The following is a 19124-nucleotide window of genomic DNA, read 5'->3' as shown; positions in this document are numbered from 1 at the left end:
ACTAGCTCAACCGCTTGCGGGCATTGGCGAAGGCGTAGATCGTGCCGTTGACGCGCCCGCCGAGGTCGAGTTCGAGGCTGGCCAGATGGTCGAGGCGACGCCCCAAACGCCGCGTCAGATGCGACACGCCCAGCACCTTGCCGCCCCTGTCGATCAGGCGCGACAGGGATTCCGCCGTGCGGCCTTCGCCCGAAGCGGCGTAAAGGCGGCCATGATGAACAACCGAGTGGGTGTTGCAAAAGGCGTTCTTATAATGCTGCTGCCCGGTTGAGAGATCGTAATAGTTGACCCCCAGCTCACGCAGCGGCGACTGGCATCCCTGCAGGAAAATCTGCCCCGGCGAATAGGCGCTGTAGGCCGGGTCGAAGGCCGAGACCCACGGATGGACGCGATCACCCAGACGCGGACCGAAATGCCAGATGATCGGCTTTCCGCCCGCGGTGACGGTCGTCAGATGACCATAAAGCTCCATCTCGGTGTCGGCCGGGCGGGTAAACAGGTTGCGCATAAGGGCCTGCACCCACGGTGCCGACAGGAAGTCATGAATACCGGTCTGCGCCGTCTGGGCGCGTTTGATGGCCAGCATGGCCTCAAAGTGTTCAGGCGTGAAATCCGGCAGTTCAAAGCGCACCTCGCCATGTTCCTCTTCGAGGCGGCGGCGCAGGCGGTTGATGTTTTTCAGGTGCTTCTTATCGACATTATTGACCGTTTCGCCCGTCTCACCCTTTTTGGGGGTGAGGTCAATGCCGTAAGCATCTTCGGCCTCGCCCTCAAAACCGGCGAACGCGCCATAGGGGTCGATCAGGCCCGACACCTGAAAGGCGCGAATTCCGGCCAAAGCCAACATCTCACGCGCCGAAAACGCCGTGTCGGGGAAGCTGATCAGGGCCGTATAGTCGTTGAACGGCGCACCGACTGGCCTTGCAAACTGCCCCGGGCGGCGGTGATGGGGCAGGAAGGCGATGGCCTTACCTTCGCGGCGAAACACGGCCACCTTCACGTCATCGCGCACCTGCGCCACGGCGGCACAGAAGTCCCACGACAGGACAGGCGAGCCGAACGCAAAGGTCTGTTTCGCCATGTCACGCCAGGCCGCGATGTCGATTTCGCTAAGGTCGCGCGCAGAAATGAGATCGCAGGTCGTCATGCCGGTTCCGGGTAGGGCCTGTGGTGGCCCTTGTTTTTACAGGGTCTTCCTGACAGCAAAACCCTAAAGGGTCTGTATTTCAGGATAGTTACTTTTTTCAACGCGCTCAAACCTTAACGGGTTTTTTTGCGCGTGCGAAGCGGTGTTTGCAAAGGTCGGGCCATGGCAACCCCAGGCCTCACATCGGGACGGTCATGACAAGTTTCATATTCTTTTTGACAAGGACGCTTGACACGCTTCAAAAAGACAGTGTAAAGGATGCTTGTCTTTAAACGGGGAGATAAACGTGAAAAATCTGCGTTCCACCGCCAGATGGATGATGGGGGCCTTTGTCGCGATGACCCTCATCCTGGGGGGCATCATGGGATATGACATGGCTTCGGGTACGGGGCTCATTCGCAACAATCCCGGCGTGACCTACGCCATTGTCGGGTGCCTTTTGATCGCGACCATGGGCGTCAGCATATTGTGGTGGCTGTCGATAGATGAAGCGCAACGCGAGGCCCATAAGTGGGCATGGTACTGGGGCGGCTCTTTCGGGCTTCTTTTATCGGTTCTGGCCTTCGTCGTCGCGTTTGCCGGAGGTGACGAGTTGATGAGTGGCTACACGCACTTCATGGGCAGCGAGGGCCGTCTGCTGGCCCTCGGTATCATCACTGCGCAGGCCCCGGCTATGCTCGGTTATGGCATCGCCTGGGGTATCTGGTGGCTGCGGCATCGTTGATGTTTGAAGGGAAAATATCGTGTCCAAGGAAAAAAAGCTCTCGTTCGCCGGAACTCTGGCGCGTGTCATGGGGTTCAGTCTGATCGGCAGTCTGGCAGCGCTCACCTTGGTTATGGTGGTTATGCTGATCCAGCCTCAGAGCGACAAGACGCAGGTTTTGACCATTGCTGGGCTGATCTCCGGTGTACTGATTATGGGGGCCGCCATGTTGTACAGTATCCGCTGGTGGCGCGGCGTGGATGAGGCCGTCCGTCAGGCGCATAGCTGGGCCTGGTACTGGGGCGGTTCCTCCGGGTTGGCTTTCGTCGGTATATTTTACGTCGTTTCCGTTTTTACCCAAGGTGCCGCCCCGCAACGTCTGGTCGAGATATTAAACGTTGCCGGCCGCGAAGTCGAACTGGGTGTGGGAATTGCTACAATCCCCATGCTGCTCGGTTACGGCATCGCCTGGGGTATCTGGTGGCTGCGGCACCGGTAAACTCCAGATAAAGCCATGAAAAACCGTCTGAAAGTCCTGCGTGCGGAACTGAACCTGTCTCAGGCCGAGCTGGCCCAGAGGCTCGATGTTTCGCGCCAGACCGTGAACGCCATCGAAACGGAGAAGTACGATCCCTCCCTGCCGCTGGCCTTCAAGATCGCCGACGTCTTCGCCCTTAAAATCGAAGACATCTTCCAACCTTAATCTATTTGTCTCACCTTCAAAGGGGGTATCCCATGATCAATCTGAAACACACCCGTCGTGCCTTGATGGCCGGCTTTGTCTGCGTCGCCGCCCTGCTGCCGCTGGGGGCGGCTCAGGCCAGAGAGGCTGCGCCCGCCCCGAAAATGTGGGTCATCAAGGACGCTGACTCCACCATCTATCTCTATGGCTCCTTCCACCTGCTGAAGGCCGACACCCAATGGAAGACGCCCGCTTTCGACAAGGTGTTCAATAGTGCCGACACCCTCTATCTGGAGGTTGCCAATCTTGACGATCAGGCGGCGGCGGCCGCTCTGGTGCAAAAATACGGCATCGACCCGACGGGCAGCCTTTTGAAACCCTACACGCCCGAAGAACAGAAGCTCATCCGCGACACCTATGCCAAGTACGGTCTCAATATCGACCAGTTGGTCATGCTGAAGCCGTGGCTGGCCAGCCTGATGCTGGTCATGAAGCAAATGCAGACCGAAGGCTTCGATCCGAACGCCGGGGTAGACAAGACCCTGCTGACGGCGGCGCGCGCCAAGAACCTTCCGGTCAAGGGCATGGAAACGCTGGAAGATCAGATGAAGGTCATCTCCAGCGATGTGTTCGGGGAAGAGTCGAAGGCGCTGCTCGATACGGTCAAGGAAGACGCCAACGTCAAGGCCACGTTCGAAAAGATGCTGACGGCATGGAAGACCGGAGACATCAAGGGCCTTGAGGCGCTGCTGGTCGATGAAATGAAGGTCAAGACGCCGAAGATGTACGAGTCGGTCATGGTCAACCGTAACCGCAACTGGGTTCAGCCGATCAAGGACGTGCTGGCCGGTTCCGGCACGCAACTGATCGTCGTCGGCGCCGGACACCTCGCCGGTCCGGACAGCGTGCAGGCCCTGCTGAAAAAAGAAGGCATCAAGGTCGAACTGTACGACTATCAGTCGGCGAAATAATAACTGATGATCTGGCCCCCGTGTGTTCACACACGGGGGTTCTTGTTGACATCAGGCCCGTTTTTATACACAAGGCGCGCCTAAGCCCCTTAAAGCTTAGAATTACCGATCCCCCTGGTCATTTACGACTTTGGGGATGCTTCTTTTTTAAGGGATTCACAAAGATGAACACCACGCCTGAGACTGCCCCCGACGATCACCTGTTCGGCGTTTACAACCGCGCCGCCATGGAGGTTGAACGCGGCGAAGGCGTGCGACTTTACGCCCGTGACGGGCGCGTGTTCATCGACCTGGTACAGGGCGTGGCGACCAATGGCCTCGGCCACTGCGCCCCGAAGCTGATCGAAGCGGTCAAGGCTCAGTCCGAAAAGTTGTGGCACGTGTCCAACATCTTCCGCATCCCGGACCAGCAGACGCTGGCGACCCGGCTGTGCGAAGATTCGTTTGCCGATCAGGTCTTCTTCACCAATTCGGGCACCGAGGCCGTCGAATGTGCGCTGAAGCTGGCGCGTAAATATCACGACGCCAAGGGACATCCTGAGCGCATCGACATCATTACCTTCACCGGGGCCTTCCACGGCCGTTCCTATGGCGCGGTCAATGCCGGGGGCAATGACGCCTATCTGGCCGGGTTCGGCCCGAAGCTGCCGGGCTATGTCCACCTGCCCTTCGGCGACCATGAGGCGCTGAAAGCCGCCGCGGCCGCCCCCACGGCAGCGGCCATTCTGGTCGAGCCGGTGCAGGGCGAAGGCGGCACCCGTCAGGTGCCGGAACAGTGCCTGCGGGGCTTACGTGATCTGTGCGATCAGTACGGCCTGCTTTTGATGTTTGACGAAATCCAGTGCGGCATGGGCCGTTCGGGCAAGCTGTGGGCGCACCAGTGGTCGGGCGTCGAACCCGATGTCATGATGACGGCCAAGGCGCTGGGAGGCGGCTTCCCCATCGGCGCCTGTCTGGCCACCAAAGAGGCGGCGTCTGGCATGGTCTTCGGCAGCCACGGCTCGACCTTCGGCGGCAATCCGCTGGCCATGGCGGTCGGTCTGGTCGCCTATAGCGAGCTGTCGAGCCCCGAAATGCTCGATCACGTCAATCAGGTGTCGGGCTTCCTGCGTCAGCAGCTTCAGGGCCTGAAGGCCGCCTATCCGGACGTGATCGACGAAATCCGCGGCAAGGGCCTGCTGATCGGCATCAAGGTCAGACCGTCCAACCGCGACGTGATGGGGCTGGCGCGCGACAACGGTCTGCTGATCGCCGGAGGGTCGGACAACTGCATCCGTCTGCTGCCCCCGCTCAACCTGACCATCGACGAAGCGCGTGAGGCGCTGGCCCTGTTCGAAAAGACCTGTCAGGCGGCGCGGGAGACCCTGCTCGTTGAGGAGAAGGCGTAATGGTGAAGCATTTTCTGGATATTTCCGACCTGAGTGCCGCCGAACTGCGCGCCATCCTCGATGACGCTCATGCGCGCAAGAAAGCGCGTCTGGGCTGGCCCAAGGGGCGCGTCGATGCCGATGCCCCGGCTCAGGACCGCGTACTGGCCATGATCTTCGAAAAGAACTCGACGCGCACGCGATTCTCGTTCGATGCGGCCATTCGGCAACTGGGCGGCGATGCCATCATCTCGACGGCGACCGACATGCAGCTCGGTCGCGGCGAGACCATCGAAGACACGGCCAAGGTCCTGTCGCGCATGGTCGATGCCATCATGATCCGTGCCAACCGCCATGAGGATGTCGAGCGTCTGGCGCGCGCCGCCAGCGTGCCGGTGATCAATGGCCTGACCAACAAGAGCCACCCGTGCCAGATCCTCGCCGATCTTCAGACGATCGAAGAACATCGCGGCGACATCAAGGGCAAGACCCTGGCCTGGGTCGGTGACGGCAACAATGTTTGCGCCTCGTTCATTCACGCGGCGGCGCGCTTCGACTTCACGCTGAATATCGCCTGCCCGGCCAAGTACAAACCGTCGAACGCCGACATGGTGTTTGCGGCGGAATCGCGCGCCCGTGTGACGGTGACGCAGGACCCGGAAGCCGCCGTGCGTGGCGCCGATGTCGTGATGGCCGATACCTGGGTGTCGATGGGCGACCTCGATCACGAGGAACGCCTTGAAGCCTTTGAACCCTATCAGGTCAATGAGGCGCTGATGAAGCTGGCCAAACCGGACGCCCTGTTCCTGCACTGCCTGCCTGCCCACCGCGGTGAAGAGGTGACGGACGGCGTTATCGACGGCCCGCAATCGCAGGTCTGGGACGAGGCGGAAAACCGCATCCACGCCCAGAAGGCCGTGCTGGCCTGGTGCTTCAGCTAGAGCGATATGTCGAAGCGCAACGGTTTTCGACAAAAATATTGTGATAACAAAAATTTAGAACGCAATCCGATGCGACACCACGCATCGCAAACCGTTTCCCAAGCAAAAACTCAAGGCATCAGGCCTCCCTGTCCTGCGACCGGGAGGCCTTCCTGTATCAGCCCGCGAACTCACCCAAAGCCGCGAGGACGCCTTCGTTTTCGTGATCCTTGCCAATGGTCACGCGCAGGCAGTGCGGCAGACCGTAATTGGCGACATGACGCACGATAAAGCCCTTACGCATCAAGTGCTCATTGGCGCGCACGGCCTGCGCTTCATCGGCAAAATGGATCAGGACGAAGTTGCCCTGACTGACGTCGATGCGATAACCCATCGCCCGCACGGCCTGATAAAAGCGCGGCCGCCATTGCAACACCTGCGCGCGCGAGGCATCCAGATGCGCCTGATCGGCCAGAGAGGCGACGGCGGCGTACTGCGCCGGCAGATTGATATTGAACGGCATCCGAATGCGATCCAGTGCTTCGATCACCCGCACCGGGGCGTAGCCGAAGCCGACGCGCAACCCGGCCAGTCCGTGAATCTTCGAGAAGGTGCGCGTCACGATCATGTTGTCGCAATTGCGCGCCAGCCCAAAGGCGCTCTGATAGGTCGGCTCATCGGCAAATTCCGCATAGGCTTCGTCGATGACCAGCAGGATGTGCGGGGCCAGACGGCTGCGCAGATCGGCGATCTCTTCCGGCGTGTTCCAGGTGCCGGTCGGATTGGCCGGGTTGGAGATATAGACGATCTTGGTGCGCGCATCGACCAACTCCAGCAGACGCTCGATGTGTACGCGCTGGGCCGGTTCGGGGGCCAGACGCACCTCGGCCTGACAGGCCTCGGCGCTGATACGATAGGCGAGGAAGCCGTGTTCGCCAGTGACAATATTGTCCCCGGCCTCCAGCCAGGCCTGATTGAGCACACCGAACACCTCGTCCGAGCCATTGCCAAAGATCAGGCGGTCCGGCTCAAGGCCGTGATAGGCCGCCACAGCCTCCCGCAGCGGAGCGGCATGGCCATCGGGATAGCGGAACAGCTTGGCGCGCGCGGCTTCGAAGGCTTCGATGGCCTTCAGCGAACTGCCCAGCGCGTTTTCATTGGACGACAGCTTGATCGGTTCGGCCACGCCCTCAATCTTCGACTTGCCCCCGACATAGGCGGCAATCTCCCAGATACCGGATTTTGGTTCAGGCTGGGAAGCGGGAGGCGAAACGGTATCCATCGGGGATGTTCCTGCGCGTGCGAATTTTTACTGGGTGCTGGTTAGCACCACGGGGCAGCCGGTTCAATGCGAGGAATCAAATCCGCGGGGAGGTTCCAATCACGCCGGATAGCGACCCCAGCGCCTTTTCGGCCTTGGGGTCGAGGCGGCTGTCGTCTTCCTGCACAAAACCGGACAGGCCAAACAGCTTCATCCCGCCGGTCGAGCCCAGCCATTCGGCGGCCAGCCCGCACTGCCCCAGAAGCTCGGTCAGGGCGGCTTCGGACAGGCGGCTGTCCGTGACCCAGTAGCTGACGTCATCGCCCGTCGGTTCGGGTTTCAGGGCGGCAATGGCAAAGCCCTTCGGGCGCTCCGGTGTGCGCTCCGGCAGGGCGCAGATGACCCGCACCTGTGGCTCGGCCAGCAGGCGCGCCCACCACGCCCCGGCGCGCGGATCAAGGCTCAGGATACCGATATGGCGGGGGTCGCGGGCGGCGGCGATGACCTGCACCGGCTCGGCCAGACCGGCCTCAGAGGGCGCGGCCCCGAAGCGTTCGCGGCTCCATTTGACCAGTTGCCCCGACGCGTCACCCGCCCAAAAATCAAGGTGAAGACCGCCCTGATCTTCACCTTGAATGCGCAGCGATTCCGAGATCAGTTCGCGCCAGATAGCGACCACGGCCGCATCCGAAGCGGCCACGCGCGGCTTACCCGTCAGCTTGCGTAGCAGCATGGCCTCGCGGTCAGGGCGCAGCAGGCAGGCGTTGGCGTCACCACCTTCGCGCGCCTTGGCCGCCGCAATGTCGCGCGCCAGTGATGAGCGCTCATCGACCAGACGCAGAAGCTCGGCGTCAATCGCGTCAATCCGCAGTCGCAATTCAGTCAGCGACAGGGGTGACGGTGGGGTCTGCGCGCGGGCATTGAGGGCCAAGCTCGGTCTCCGTGACCCGGTGACGGCATTGCCGGTGGGGTCTTTTCAAAACTATACACAGCCGTCCCTTTGGTTTCCAAAGATACCAAAGTGTAGCTCTGCCAATTACAGTACAAAATGACGGGTTTTACAATATAGATAACTTATCTAGCGAATAACCGGTGCTGACGCCACGCGCAGCGGCCCGACATAGGCCCCGCCCTCACGGAAGACGAAATCGAGCTTCACCGGCTTGTCAGCCGTCATTTTTGTGCCGACAAAGGCGCGCGCCAGCGGTTCGTATTCTGCCGAAATCAACCCCGCCCCCAGCAGGAAGGCAAACGGGTCGCCCGTGCCCTTGACCTCCAGCCCCAAAGGCCCATTGAGCGCCAGATTGGGGTCAAGCAACAGGGCCTCAGAGCGGCCAAACACCTCAAGCTCCCCCACATGCAGAGAGGCCTGTACCTGACGCACGGCCCCGCCGGCCTCGCGCCAGCCGTTCAGATCGCCACGGAATTTGGAGGCCTGTGCCATCTGACCCTGGAAGGCCATATCGAAATTCTGACCCTGCCCCAGCCGCCCCAGCAGGCTTTGCGGGTGGGCCTGAGCCCCCGACGCGCGCCAGATGAAATCGACCGTATCCACCCCGTCCCTGGTCGGCGTCACGCGGCCCTCGAGGCGCTGGGCGCTTTGCAGGACGAAGGGGTGTTCGGGCTTCGACGGCGTGAAGGTGGCGTTCAGCCCTTCGAGGCCGATGGTCTGTAAGGGTTGCGTCCAGCCGGAGACGCTGACGCGCAGGGCGTCACCGGTGACGGCTACCTGCCCCAGATCGCTCTGGTCTGAGCCCTTGCCGCGATAGAGCGTCAGGCCTTTGGTGGCGACAAACATCCATTTGTCGAGCGCGAAGGCCGAGGCCTCGGCCTCCAGCGCGGGAACGGCCAGCCCCTTGCCGTTGGGCGCGATCAGCCGCACGTCTTTTAACTCAATAAACATGCGGAAGGGATAGCCCTGCACCCGAAATGGGGCGTGGGCGACCTGATAGCCTTTTGACGTCAGGGTCTTCGCCTGCTCGGCCAGCCGGGTTTCAATCTGGTGCGCCGTATAAAACCAGTAGCCGCTCCACAGCAGCGCCGCGATCAGGAACAACCCGATGGGCAGGAACAGACCCAGCCGCGAATGTGTCTTTTTGGGGGTCGTGAGCGCGGGGACGTCGGTCATTCAGGGCTCCGTTCCCCCCTCCCCCAACAGGGGAGAGGGCGGGGTAAGGGGTAGTTAACCCACCCTACAACGCATTCGCCGCCGATAAAATAGCCTTGACCGAGGCCGTGGCGCTATCGACATCCATACCGACACCAAACACCTTGCGATCATCGGCGGTGCGGCATTCGACATAGGCCACAGCCCTGGCGTCCGTCCCCCGGCTCAGCGCGTGTTCGTGATAGTCGAGCACCTCGATCCCCAGCGCATAGGCGGCATTCAGCGCATCGACGGCGGCGGCCATCAGGCCATTGCCGCGCCCGGTAACCGGGGTTTCGATGCCATCATGGATGATGCGCCCGGCAAACAGGCGATCGACGCCCGCCCGGCGCGCCCCGGAATCTATATATTCGACCAGCTCGTATTTCGGCGTGCCCTTGAGGTAATAGGCGTCCTCAAAGGCGTGCCAGATGTCGGCGGCCTGCATCTCCTTGCCCGTCGCATCGGCGATTTCCTGCACCTTGCGCGAAAAATCGACCTGAAGGCGACGCGGCAGTTTCAGCCCCTTGTCCTGCTCCAGAATCCAGGCGATGCCGCCCTTGCCCGACTGTGAGTTGACGCGGATGACCGCCTCATAGCTTTCGCCCAGATCGGCCGGGTCGATGGGCAGATAGGGCATTTCCCACACGCCGTCATTGCGCGTCTCATGCACCGCAAAGCCCTTCTTGATGGCGTCCTGATGCGAGCCGGAAAAGGCGGTGAAGACCAGTTCGCCCGCATAGGGATGGCGCGGGTGCACGGGGATATTGTTGCAGTGGATGACCGTATTGACCACCGACCGGATGTCCGAAAAATCAAGCTCCGGGCTCACCCCTTGCGTATAGAGATTGAGCGCCAGCGTCACCAGATCGACATTGCCCGTGCGCTCGCCATTGCCGAACAGGCAACCTTCGATGCGGTCGGCCCCGGCCAGAATCCCCAGCTCCGCCGCCGCAATGCCCGTGCCCCGGTCATTGTGCGGGTGCAGCGAGATGATGGCCGACGAGCGGCGGGTCAACTGACGGCAGAACCATTCGATCTGATCGGCATAGATGTTGGGCGACGACACTTCGACCGTGGCCGGCAGGTTGAGGATGACCGGCTTTTCGGGCGAGGCGTCCCACACATCCATCACCCGCTCACACACCTCGACCGCAAAGTCGGGCTCGGTGGCCGAGAAGGTTTCCGGCGAATATTCAAACGACCATTCGGTGTCTGGCTGTTTCGCCGCGCAGTCCTTGATCAGTTGCGCCGCCTTGACGGCCAGAGCCAGCACATCGGACTTTTCCAGCCCGAACACCACGCGGCGGAACAAGGGCGAGGTGGCGTTATAGAAGTGGATACAGGCCTTTTTGGCGCCTTTCAGCGACTCAAAGGTGCGCAGGATCAGGTCTTCGCGCGCCTGCACCAGCACCTGAATGGTCACATCGTCGGGGACGTGATCTTCCTCGATCAGCTTGCGCACAAAGTCGAATTCGATCTGCGACGCCGACGGGAAGCCGACCTCGACCTCCTTGACGCCGATCTGCATAAGCGTCTTCCAGAAGCGCATCTTCTTTTCGACGTCCATCGGATCGGCCAGCGCCTGATTGCCGTCGCGCAGATCGGTCGATAGCCAGCGCGGCGCCTTTTCGATGGTCTTCGACGGCCAGGTCCGGTCGGACATGTCGAAGGGGAAGACGAAGGGGCGATACTTGCTGGCGGGATTTTTGAGCATCATGTCAGGTTACTCTGCACGGCGATTTTGCGCGCACTCTTAGGCCGTGCGGGACGGGGGGTCAATGACTAACCCCCCTCTCCCCCATTGGGGAGAGGGTTGGGGTGAGGGGGCGAAACACCGAGCTTATTACTTCCCCCTCACCCGGTCCTTCGGACCACCCTCTCCCCAGAGGGGCGAGGGAGATTTCACTCCCTCGGCAGGAAGCCCTCAATCGCCGTGACGGCTTCGGCCAAGGTACAGCGCTGCACAACCACCCCGTCGGGCAAGGACGCAAATAACCGCGTGGGGGCCGCCGAATCGAGCATCACAAACACGCCCCGATCATCGGCGCGGCGGATCAGCCGCCCGAAGGCCTGCGCCAACTTGGCGCGCACCAGCGCGTCGTCATAGAGTTTGGCCCCGAAATGCGCCCGCCGCGCCTTGTGCAGGGCGTCCGGGCGCGGCCACGGAATGCGGTCAAAGGCGATCAGGCGCAGGGCCTGACCCGGCACATCGACCCCGTCGCGCACCGCATCGGTCCCCAACAGGCACGAATGGCGTTCGGAGCGAAACACGCTGATCAGGTCAGAGACATCCAGTGGATCGACGTGCTGGGCATAGAGCGAAATCCCCGCCTCACCCAACGGCCGGAACAATTGCTCATAGACGGCCTTGAGGCGGCGAATGGCGGTAAACAGGCCAAGCCCCCCGCCCCCGGCCGCCAGAAACAGTGCCTTCATGGCGGTGGCCACGGCGCGCGGATCATCACGCGGCACGTCGGTGACGACGAACAGTCGCGCCTGCGCCTCGTAATCAAACGGCGAGGCGATGCGCAACGACTTGGCCCCCATTGACAGGTGCGCCGCGCCGGTGCGTTGCCGCGCCAGAGCGAAGGGGTCTTCGTCGGGCTGCTCCGCCAAAGCCTTGTCCGCCAAACCTTTATCTGAAAGGGTGGCCGAGGCCATCAACACCCCGTGCGCCGGTTTCAGCACATAGTCAGCCAGCGGCACGGACGGATCGACAAAGTGGCGGTGCAGCCCCACATCGACCAGCCGTCCGCCGTGCGTGATGGTGGCGAACCAATCGACATAGGGTGAGGGTTGCGTCGGGTCTTCGTCTTCGGCATAGGCCAGTTTCTGCAACAGGCTGCGCCACGCCGGCAGCGTCATGCGCGCCCGCCGCTCCAGCCCACGCAGGGCCCCATCAAGCCGCGTGCGTTCGGCCAGATCAATCTCTTCCTCGCCGGTCAGAATGTCCTCAATGGCGCGCACCAGAGCCAGCAACGGCGCTTCGATGGCTTGCAACGCCTTGGCCGCCGCCGAGGCCGCCTCGGACACTTCGGGCAGGCAGGGATGGGCTTCACATTCGGCATTATCGGCTTCGGGGCGATAGCGGCTCTTGCTAGCGCTTTCCTGCCCCCTCACCTCGATCTGTTTCAGGGCGGCGGCCAGCAGGGTCTCGATCGGGCCAAGCGGGGCCATCATCTCCCCCGACTGGGTGCGCGTGGTCAGGCGCTGCGACCAGCCTTCGGAGGGCAGCAGGTGCGCGGCGCGGATCAGGTCTTTCAGAGCATTTTGCGCCACTTCGCGCGTCGCCAGAAGGTCGCCCAGCCTTTGTTCCAGCCCGCGTGAGCGCCGCCCGCGCCCCTCATTGCCGCGTATCCAGCGGCGCAGCTCATAGGCCTCAAAGCCCGATAGCTCCGACGAAAAGGCCCCGTCGGCGGCTTCGAACACATGGTGGCCTTCGTCGAAGACCAGCCGCGACAGGCCGGGCGCTTCGGGCTCTACCGTCACCTCGCCCTGTTCGGCTTTGGCGGCCTCGCGCACATCATAAGCCGCCTGCGCCATGACCAGCGCGTGATTGGCGATGATGATCTGCGCCGACTTGGCCTTGCGGATCGACTTTTCGACGAAACAGGTGCGGTAGTGGGCGCAGGCGCTGTAGATACATTCGCCGCGCCGATCGACCAGATTGGCCGGGTTCAACGCCCCGAACATGGCCGCGGCCGAGCCTGCGGGCAGAAGCGACGGCAGCCAGGTGGGAAAGTCGCCGCCGACAATATCGCCATCGCGGCTATAGACGATCCAGCGCGCCACCAGAGCGGCGACAATCGCCTCGCCCGGCCCTTGCGTCAGCGGGGCCAGCCGCTCCTGCCAGTTCAGCAGGCACAGATAGTTTTCGCGCCCCTTGCGGATGGCGACCTTGTTTTCGCGCTCACCCTCAGTGTCGAACAGGGCGCGGGTGTCATTATATATCTGCTTTTGCAGGGCCTTGGTATAGGTCGAAACCCACACCCGCCCCTGCGCCTTTTCCGCCCACAGCCGCGCGGGCGACAGGTAGCCGAGCGTCTTGCCCGTACCCGTCCCGGCCTCCAGCAGCAGCATGTTGGGCTGTTCTGAGGCCCACTTCGGCGCAAACATCTCGCGCGTTTTCAGCGCAAAGGCCTGCTGTTCGGGACGGCCTTCCTGAAGACCGGCGCGGTGCAGATTGTCCTTCAGGCCTCTCAGCACCTCGTCTTCGCCGAGGTTGACCTGACGCGCGTCACCGGCAGGGGCCTGCTCCTCCCATTCTTCGAGCAGCGACCACACCTCCAGCGGTGGCGGCGCGACATAGCCCTCCGGCACCGGCTTCTGGCTGAGTGCCGCGTCCACAAACGGGGCCCAGACCCAGCCCTGACGCTGCATGAACTCCAACGACGAGCGCGCCATCAGTCGAAAGGCCAGAGGCGCGTCGGACAGCTCCCGCGCCAACGCCAGCGCCACCTGATAGACGACAGCGGCCTGCGCCTCGGCCCCTTCCGGCTCGCCATAGCCCATGGCCAGCGCCAGCCCGGCCACGGACGGGGCGGCAAAACGTGCCGGACGCACAAAGGCAAACAGTTCCAGAAGGTCGAAATGCCTGGCTTCGCGGAAGGAACGCTGTCCGAACAGGCGCTGCCGCATCAGCGGTGCATTGACGATCAGCAGGGGTTCGCGCCCCCAGGCTTCGCGGGCTTCCGGGGCCCCGATGCGCCGCGACACGTGCCCGTCGCTGAACGCCCCGCTGGAGGGCAAAAGCGCAAAGCCCTGCTGCGGTAAATGCGCGCGCAGGGGTGCCTCCGTGTCGGCGGACGGCGTCTGATCGGCGATGTCGGGAAACTCGGGACTCACCGGCGCAATGTAGTCGTTAAAGGCGGCAATCCCAAGACCTAAATGCCACCCTACCCCCGCCGGAACAGGCGCGACGCCAGCGCGCCCATGCCCATGCTCATAAAGACGCAGGCCAGCCCATAAAGCCCGGCATGACGGTGTGCGACCGTATAGACGAAGCGCTCAAACCCGACCTTTTCCACCGTCAGCTTTTTCTCGCTATAGCCCACTGGCTGACCGTCACGGAACAGCCAGACCTCGGCCGTATAGTCGCCAATCGGTGCTTCCGAGGGCAAGGTCACTTCGGCACGAAACAGGTTCTTATCGACAAAGCGCACGCCCAGAGGATTGTCATTATAAAGCCCGGCCTTGGATTTCAGCCGGATGACCGCGCGCCGCCAGTCGAGATAGTCGTCTTCTATGCCGTTGACGACCACGTCCTTGACGCCATAGCGGGTCACCACCTTGTTTTCGCGGGACGTGTCCATGGCAATATAGTCAAGCCCCAGCCCCAGAAGCCGCCGGTGAGAAAAATCGGTAATACGATCAAGCGGCTGTGACGAGGCCGCCATGTAATAACCGGGCGCGCCTTCGAACACGACAGGCCGCGAATTGAGCCACACCGCTCCGGCCTTGACCTTACGGATCAGGCGCATTGAGGCCTGCGGCCCGCGGATGATGACCACCACGTCCGAGGGCTGGTCTTCGGGCTGAAACACGGCGCCGTAGAGAATGACCTTGGCGCCCTGAAACGAGGAAGAGACTTCGATACGGTTCTGAGTCAGGTCGGTTGACAGGAGGTCGGCCGACACGCCAGCCGCCTGTTGCGTCTCGATATAGGGCACCGGGGGTGCGGGGGCGGTGATGTCGGGGGGCAGGGAAGCGGCGACCATATCCCGCCCCTATCCGTTGGTGGGGGCAAGAATGAAAGGGTCTTCCGGCGGGACAAACAAGGTGAAGCCCATTTGCAAACCAGCCATCAGGATGATGATGGCCAGCACCACCCGCATCTGTTCGGCCCGAAAGCGCGTTGCGGCACGAATCCCCAGTTGCCCGCCGATCACCCCGCCGATCAGCAGGATAAACGCCAATACGGCATCGACGGTATGGTTGCGCACCGCCTGAAGGATCATGGTAACCAGCGTCGTAATGACGATCTGAAACAGGCTGGTGCCCACTACCGCCGAAGCCTTCATACGTAGCAGATAGATCATGGCCGGCACAATTAGGAAACCGCCGCCCACCCCCATCAACGCCGCCAGCAGACCAACGACAAAACCAATGGCTATGGGTGGGATCACCGAAATATAGAGGCCCGACACGGGAAATCGCATCTTGTAGGGCAGAGCGTAGAGCCAGCCGGGGCGTTTAACCTTTGGGCGTTCGGCAGGCAGACCATCGCGCGCCCGCAGCAAGGCTCGCAGGCTTTCATTGAGCATCATGCCGCCGATTGTGCCGAGTAGCAGCAGGTAGAGAATGGCCACCATTAGGTCGGCCTGCCCCAAAAGGCGCAGCAGGCGGAAGAGTTCGACGCCCGCAATCGCCCCGGCGATACCGCCGCCCGCCATGACCCCGCCCATGCGGTAATCCACGCTGGCCTCGCGGCCATAGCTCAGAACCGATGAGGTCGAGGTGGCCAGCACGTGCCCGGCCTGTGACGCAACGGCAATCGAAGGCGGAATGCCCAGCGCCACCAGCACGGGGGCCATCAGGAAACCGCCCCCCACGCCAAAAAGACCCGACAAAAACCCCACAATCACCCCCAGCCCAGCCATCAGCCAGACATTCACCGACATCTCGGCGATGGGCAGGTAGATTTCCACGTGACAGCCTCTTTGGTAGCCACCCTGCCCGACGGCGAACAGTCTGTCACACCGCATGGGAGGGGGCCATATCTTATTGGCCCCGCAGGGTTAACGCGTCGCTAAGCTGGTGTCGTCTGTTTTCGGTTTCAGCGGCGTGTAGGCCTGCGCTGCGGCTTGCGCCGCCGCCAATTGCTCAGGCTTCAGACGCCCGCGCAGATCCTTGAGCATGGATTCGGCCTCTCGGTCGCCATTGCGCGCAGCAATCGACAACCACTTATAGGCTTCGGGAGCGTTCTCAGGAATAGCCGTGCCCTGCATGTACATGACACCAATACCGAACTGGCCGTCGCGAACGCCATATTCGGCCGATTTGCGCAGCCAGGAGGCCGCCGCATTGTAATCGACCGGGCCGCCCTGACCATTATAGTTCATCAGGCCGAAATTATACATGGCCGACGGATGACCGCCCTGCGCGGCGCGTTCGGCCCAACGACGAGCCTGCGCCTTATCCGTTACGACCAAGCCGTCACGGCCTTCGTCGTACAGGACGCTCATCTCGTACTGCGCCGCCGGATAGCCCAAATCAGCCACTGTACGCATGGCATCAACCGCCTTCGGGTCGTTCGATTTCAGCGCCAGAGCGGCGGAATCGTACATAGCCTTGAGGCGGCCCATATCCTGCGTGGTCAGCGGCTTGGCCGCAGGCGAGGCAACGGCCGTCGCCGCCAGAACCGGCTTCTGCGGTGCCGGGGCTTCCTTTTCGCGGAACGCATAGTAGCCACCGACCGCCCCCGCCGTCACAACAACGGCGATAGAGGAAGCCTTGAAAGCGTTAAGCAAGGTCTTTCCCTTGCCTTTTTCGGTCTTGGGCAGCGCGTCACGGGTGCGCGACACACCCAGTTTCAGGCCCAGTGGCTTCCTGGTGTCTGCACCTTCGATCGAGGCGCGCACCGCCGCACGGGCCGCGGCGAGTGCATCGCGCGTGGACAGCGGCGTGGCGTCTTCATAGGCCGGAACGTCCGTCAGCGTGGCCGGTGCGACCTTGCGCGAAGCTTCGACCTCGGCAAACGGATCAAGATCAAACTCGTCTGTAAACGGATCGACCATCGGCGCAGTCTGGCGCTCGGCACGCGGCTTAAGCGGGGCCTGCATTGCCAGACCATCATCTTCAGTCAGGGCATCCTGAGCGAGAGTCTCCGCAATCAGGGCTTCGGCAAAGGGATCGGAATCCGCGGGACGGGCCGGCTCTACTAGATCCGTAAAGGGATCATCTTCGAACGGGTCAGCACCGAACTGCGTCACCGGTTCCAGCAGGCGACCGGTAATGTCGGAATCCGTAATGTCGCGCACCACCTCGGCTCGGATGGCCGTCTCTGGGGCCTTCGCAGGCGCGACAGGCGTTTGAGCAACCTCATCGTCAAAGCCATGCTCAAAGGCCGAAAACGGCTTTTGCTGTAATTCCGTCGGGGCATAAATCGGAGCCTGCGGGGCCTCGAGCTCGGCCTCGCGCAGCAGGCTCTGGGTCTGGGCCTGCCCCAGACGGCTGTCGATCTTGCTGCGCGCTTCCTCGAGCAGCTTCTGGGTGCGCTCCTCGCTCTGACGGATGCGCTCAGCGATGTCGGAATGGACGCGCTGATGGCGGGTATCCATCTCTTCGCCGACGCCTTCCAGCGCCTGCGCCGTGCGCTTTTCCGTTTCGACGATCTTGCGCGTCAGACTTTCGGAGATACGCGCGATTTCGCCGCTCAGGCGCTCCAGAGCGCGGGCATGGGTAGTGTCCGCCTCCTCAAAACGTGCATCAACGCGATCGCTGAGACGCTTCATATCCGCCGCCACATGCGCAACGGCGTCATTACCCGACCTCTGCACGGCCGCCACCTTACGGTTGAGGTTATCGGCAATCTTCAAGACGTCCTGCCCAAGCGTTTCGATGGCGCGGGCCTGACGGGACTCGGCTGCCGCCAGTCGCGCCTCAACTGCGGCAAGCGTGTCTTCGGCGGACTTTTGCTGGCTGTCTTCGAGCAGTCGAATCACTTCATAACGCGATTCTTCCACGCGACGGGTAAGGTCCGCCGTCAGACGACCCAGGGAGTGTACGGAGTCCGGATCGGTAACATCACCCTGCGCTTCGGCACGGTTCAGACGCTCATCCAGCGCCATGAAGGCCCGTTCCAGTCCGCGCATAGCGGTGGCGGTGCGCGCTTCAGCCGCCTCTAGACGCTGCGACAACTGTGTCGCGACGCGATCGACTGCAGCCTGTGCTGCGGCATCAGGATCGCGCAATTCAAGCTGGCTCAGGCGGTGGGAGAGACCAACCAGATCGCCGCGCACATCCTTAAGCGCATCGCGCGAGCGGACATCATTTTCATAAAGCTGATTGGCCAGCCGTCCCACAGCCGCTTCGACGTTTTCGAACGCGGCCTGTGGCGGATTAGCCTTCAATTCGCTTTCAAGTCGGGCGACGCGCTCGCGCTCCTCGCGCAGATGGCCGGACAGACCTTCAAGGCGCTCCGCCTGCGCATCGACCAGACGCTCAGCGGTTTCCAGACGCTCAGACAAGGCGGACCGGTCAGCCTCGCCGCGCGCCAGCCACTCACGCGAGTCGGCCACGGTATCGAGCACTTCGCGCGCCTTGTCGCTCATACGCGCTTCGGTTTCCGCCACCGTGTCCGCCAGAGCGCTTTCTGAACGCTCCAGACGATTGAGCAGGGCCTCGACCGCCTGAGATACGCCACGAACCGCCGAAGCCGAACGCATTTCGGAGTTTTCGATGCGCGAGCCGAGCGTTTCCAGCACTCTCGTCACCTTGCCAATATCCCCACCCAGACCTTGCGCAGGGGCGCCGTCATCGTAATAGGCAGGCGCCACCGGGGCGCGCCGCTGACGCTCGGCAGCCATGGAGTAGGGCGCCGGACGACGAGGAGGCGCCGCCTGAGGCGCGGGATCGCGCAACTCATAGACATCTTCCTCGAAATCATCTTCGGCATAGACGGGCTCGGAGGCACGACGGGTACGCGGCGCTGTTGAGCGAGCCGTGCGCTGGCGCTCGCGCCGGATGGCGGCATCTACGTCTTCGCCCTTGAGAATCATCTGGTTGAGCCACTCACCAAGCGTCATGCCAGAACGATGCGCCAGCTCCTTGGCCACCTCCCTTGCCTTGGCGTCGATGCCCTTTACGCTCCAAGGCGTGCCGCTCATCCGAATCCCCTATCAACCTTTGCGAAAAAGGCTAATACGCATCATCTGGGGTGTAAACCTTTTGTTAACCCCAATATCTTGGAGAACGCCATTCTTC

15 protein-coding genes are annotated in these 19124 nt (G+C 62.3%); 6 read left to right on the top strand and 9 right to left on the bottom strand.

Annotation, left to right across the window (positions count from 1 at the left end; genetic code table 11):
- Nucleotide 1 precedes the first annotated feature (1 nt).
- Nucleotides 2-1147, bottom strand: coding sequence for a GNAT family N-acetyltransferase (locus AACH73_RS01755; protein WP_272740012.1), 1146 nt, complete (start codon nt 1145-1147; stop codon nt 2-4).
- A 286-nt stretch (nt 1148-1433) separates the two neighbouring features.
- Between AACH73_RS01755 and AACH73_RS01750 the strand changes: the two genes are divergently transcribed.
- From AACH73_RS01750 to argF, 6 genes are all read left to right on the top strand, one after another.
- Nucleotides 1434-1871, top strand: coding sequence for a hypothetical protein (locus AACH73_RS01750; RefSeq protein WP_272740011.1), 438 nt, complete (start codon nt 1434-1436; stop codon nt 1869-1871).
- 19 nt (nt 1872-1890) lie between these two features.
- Nucleotides 1891-2349 carry a hypothetical protein gene (locus AACH73_RS01745; RefSeq protein WP_272740010.1) on the top strand — a complete coding sequence of 153 codons (459 nt, stop codon included), beginning with the start codon at nt 1891-1893 and terminating at the stop codon, nt 2347-2349.
- Between the two features lie 15 nt (nt 2350-2364).
- Nucleotides 2365-2553: a helix-turn-helix transcriptional regulator gene (locus AACH73_RS01740; protein ID WP_338735235.1), complete on the top strand. Its 189-nt coding sequence runs from the start codon at nt 2365-2367 to the stop codon at nt 2551-2553.
- Between the two features lie 32 nt (nt 2554-2585).
- Nucleotides 2586-3503 (top strand): TraB/GumN family protein, encoded by a 918-nt coding sequence (locus AACH73_RS01735; RefSeq protein WP_272740008.1) that lies wholly within the window; start codon nt 2586-2588, stop codon nt 3501-3503.
- A gap of 164 nt (nt 3504-3667) precedes the next feature.
- Nucleotides 3668-4891 (top strand): aspartate aminotransferase family protein, encoded by a 1224-nt coding sequence (locus AACH73_RS01730; RefSeq protein ID WP_272740007.1) that lies wholly within the window; start codon nt 3668-3670, stop codon nt 4889-4891.
- Nucleotides 4891-5811, top strand: coding sequence for an ornithine carbamoyltransferase (gene argF / locus AACH73_RS01725; protein ID WP_272740006.1), 921 nt, complete (start codon nt 4891-4893; stop codon nt 5809-5811). The genes AACH73_RS01730 and argF overlap by 1 nt, the downstream gene beginning before the upstream one ends.
- 157 nt (nt 5812-5968) lie before the next feature.
- Here the strand turns inward: argF and hisC are convergent, their stop codons facing one another.
- The 8 genes from hisC to AACH73_RS01685 form a co-directional block, all read right to left on the bottom strand.
- Entirely contained in the window at nt 5969-7072 is a 1104-nt protein-coding gene (gene hisC / locus AACH73_RS01720; protein ID WP_338735234.1) for a histidinol-phosphate transaminase, read from the bottom strand.
- Nucleotides 7073-7148: 76 nt separating this feature from the next.
- Nucleotides 7149-7982: a chorismate mutase gene (locus AACH73_RS01715; protein WP_338735233.1), complete on the bottom strand. Its 834-nt coding sequence runs from the start codon at nt 7980-7982 to the stop codon at nt 7149-7151.
- A 147-nt stretch (nt 7983-8129) separates the two neighbouring features.
- Entirely contained in the window at nt 8130-9179 is a 1050-nt protein-coding gene (locus AACH73_RS01710; protein WP_272740003.1) for a DUF2125 domain-containing protein, read from the bottom strand.
- A 64-nt stretch (nt 9180-9243) separates the two neighbouring features.
- Nucleotides 9244-10917 carry a 2-isopropylmalate synthase gene (gene leuA / locus AACH73_RS01705; RefSeq protein WP_272740002.1) on the bottom strand — a complete coding sequence of 558 codons (1674 nt, stop codon included), beginning with the start codon at nt 10915-10917 and terminating at the stop codon, nt 9244-9246.
- A gap of 185 nt (nt 10918-11102) precedes the next feature.
- Nucleotides 11103-14045, bottom strand: a complete 2943-nt coding sequence (locus AACH73_RS01700; RefSeq protein ID WP_272740001.1) for an ATP-dependent DNA helicase — start codon at nt 14043-14045, stop codon at nt 11103-11105.
- Nucleotides 14046-14095: 50 nt separating this feature from the next.
- Nucleotides 14096-14917, bottom strand: coding sequence for a TIGR02186 family protein (locus AACH73_RS01695; protein WP_338735232.1), 822 nt, complete (start codon nt 14915-14917; stop codon nt 14096-14098).
- 9 nt (nt 14918-14926) lie between these two features.
- Nucleotides 14927-15847 carry a sulfite exporter TauE/SafE family protein gene (locus AACH73_RS01690; protein ID WP_272739999.1) on the bottom strand — a complete coding sequence of 307 codons (921 nt, stop codon included), beginning with the start codon at nt 15845-15847 and terminating at the stop codon, nt 14927-14929.
- Between the two features lie 90 nt (nt 15848-15937).
- Nucleotides 15938-19027: a hypothetical protein gene (locus AACH73_RS01685; RefSeq protein WP_338735231.1), complete on the bottom strand. Its 3090-nt coding sequence runs from the start codon at nt 19025-19027 to the stop codon at nt 15938-15940.
- Nucleotides 19028-19124: the final 97 nt, after the last annotated feature.

This window comes from Asticcacaulis sp. DW145 (genome assembly GCF_037101385.1).
GTDB classification, from domain to species: Bacteria; Pseudomonadota; Alphaproteobacteria; order Caulobacterales; family Caulobacteraceae; genus Asticcacaulis; species Asticcacaulis currens.
Note: the sequence above shows the minus strand (reverse complement) of the source record. Positions and strands in the feature narration are given on the sequence as shown.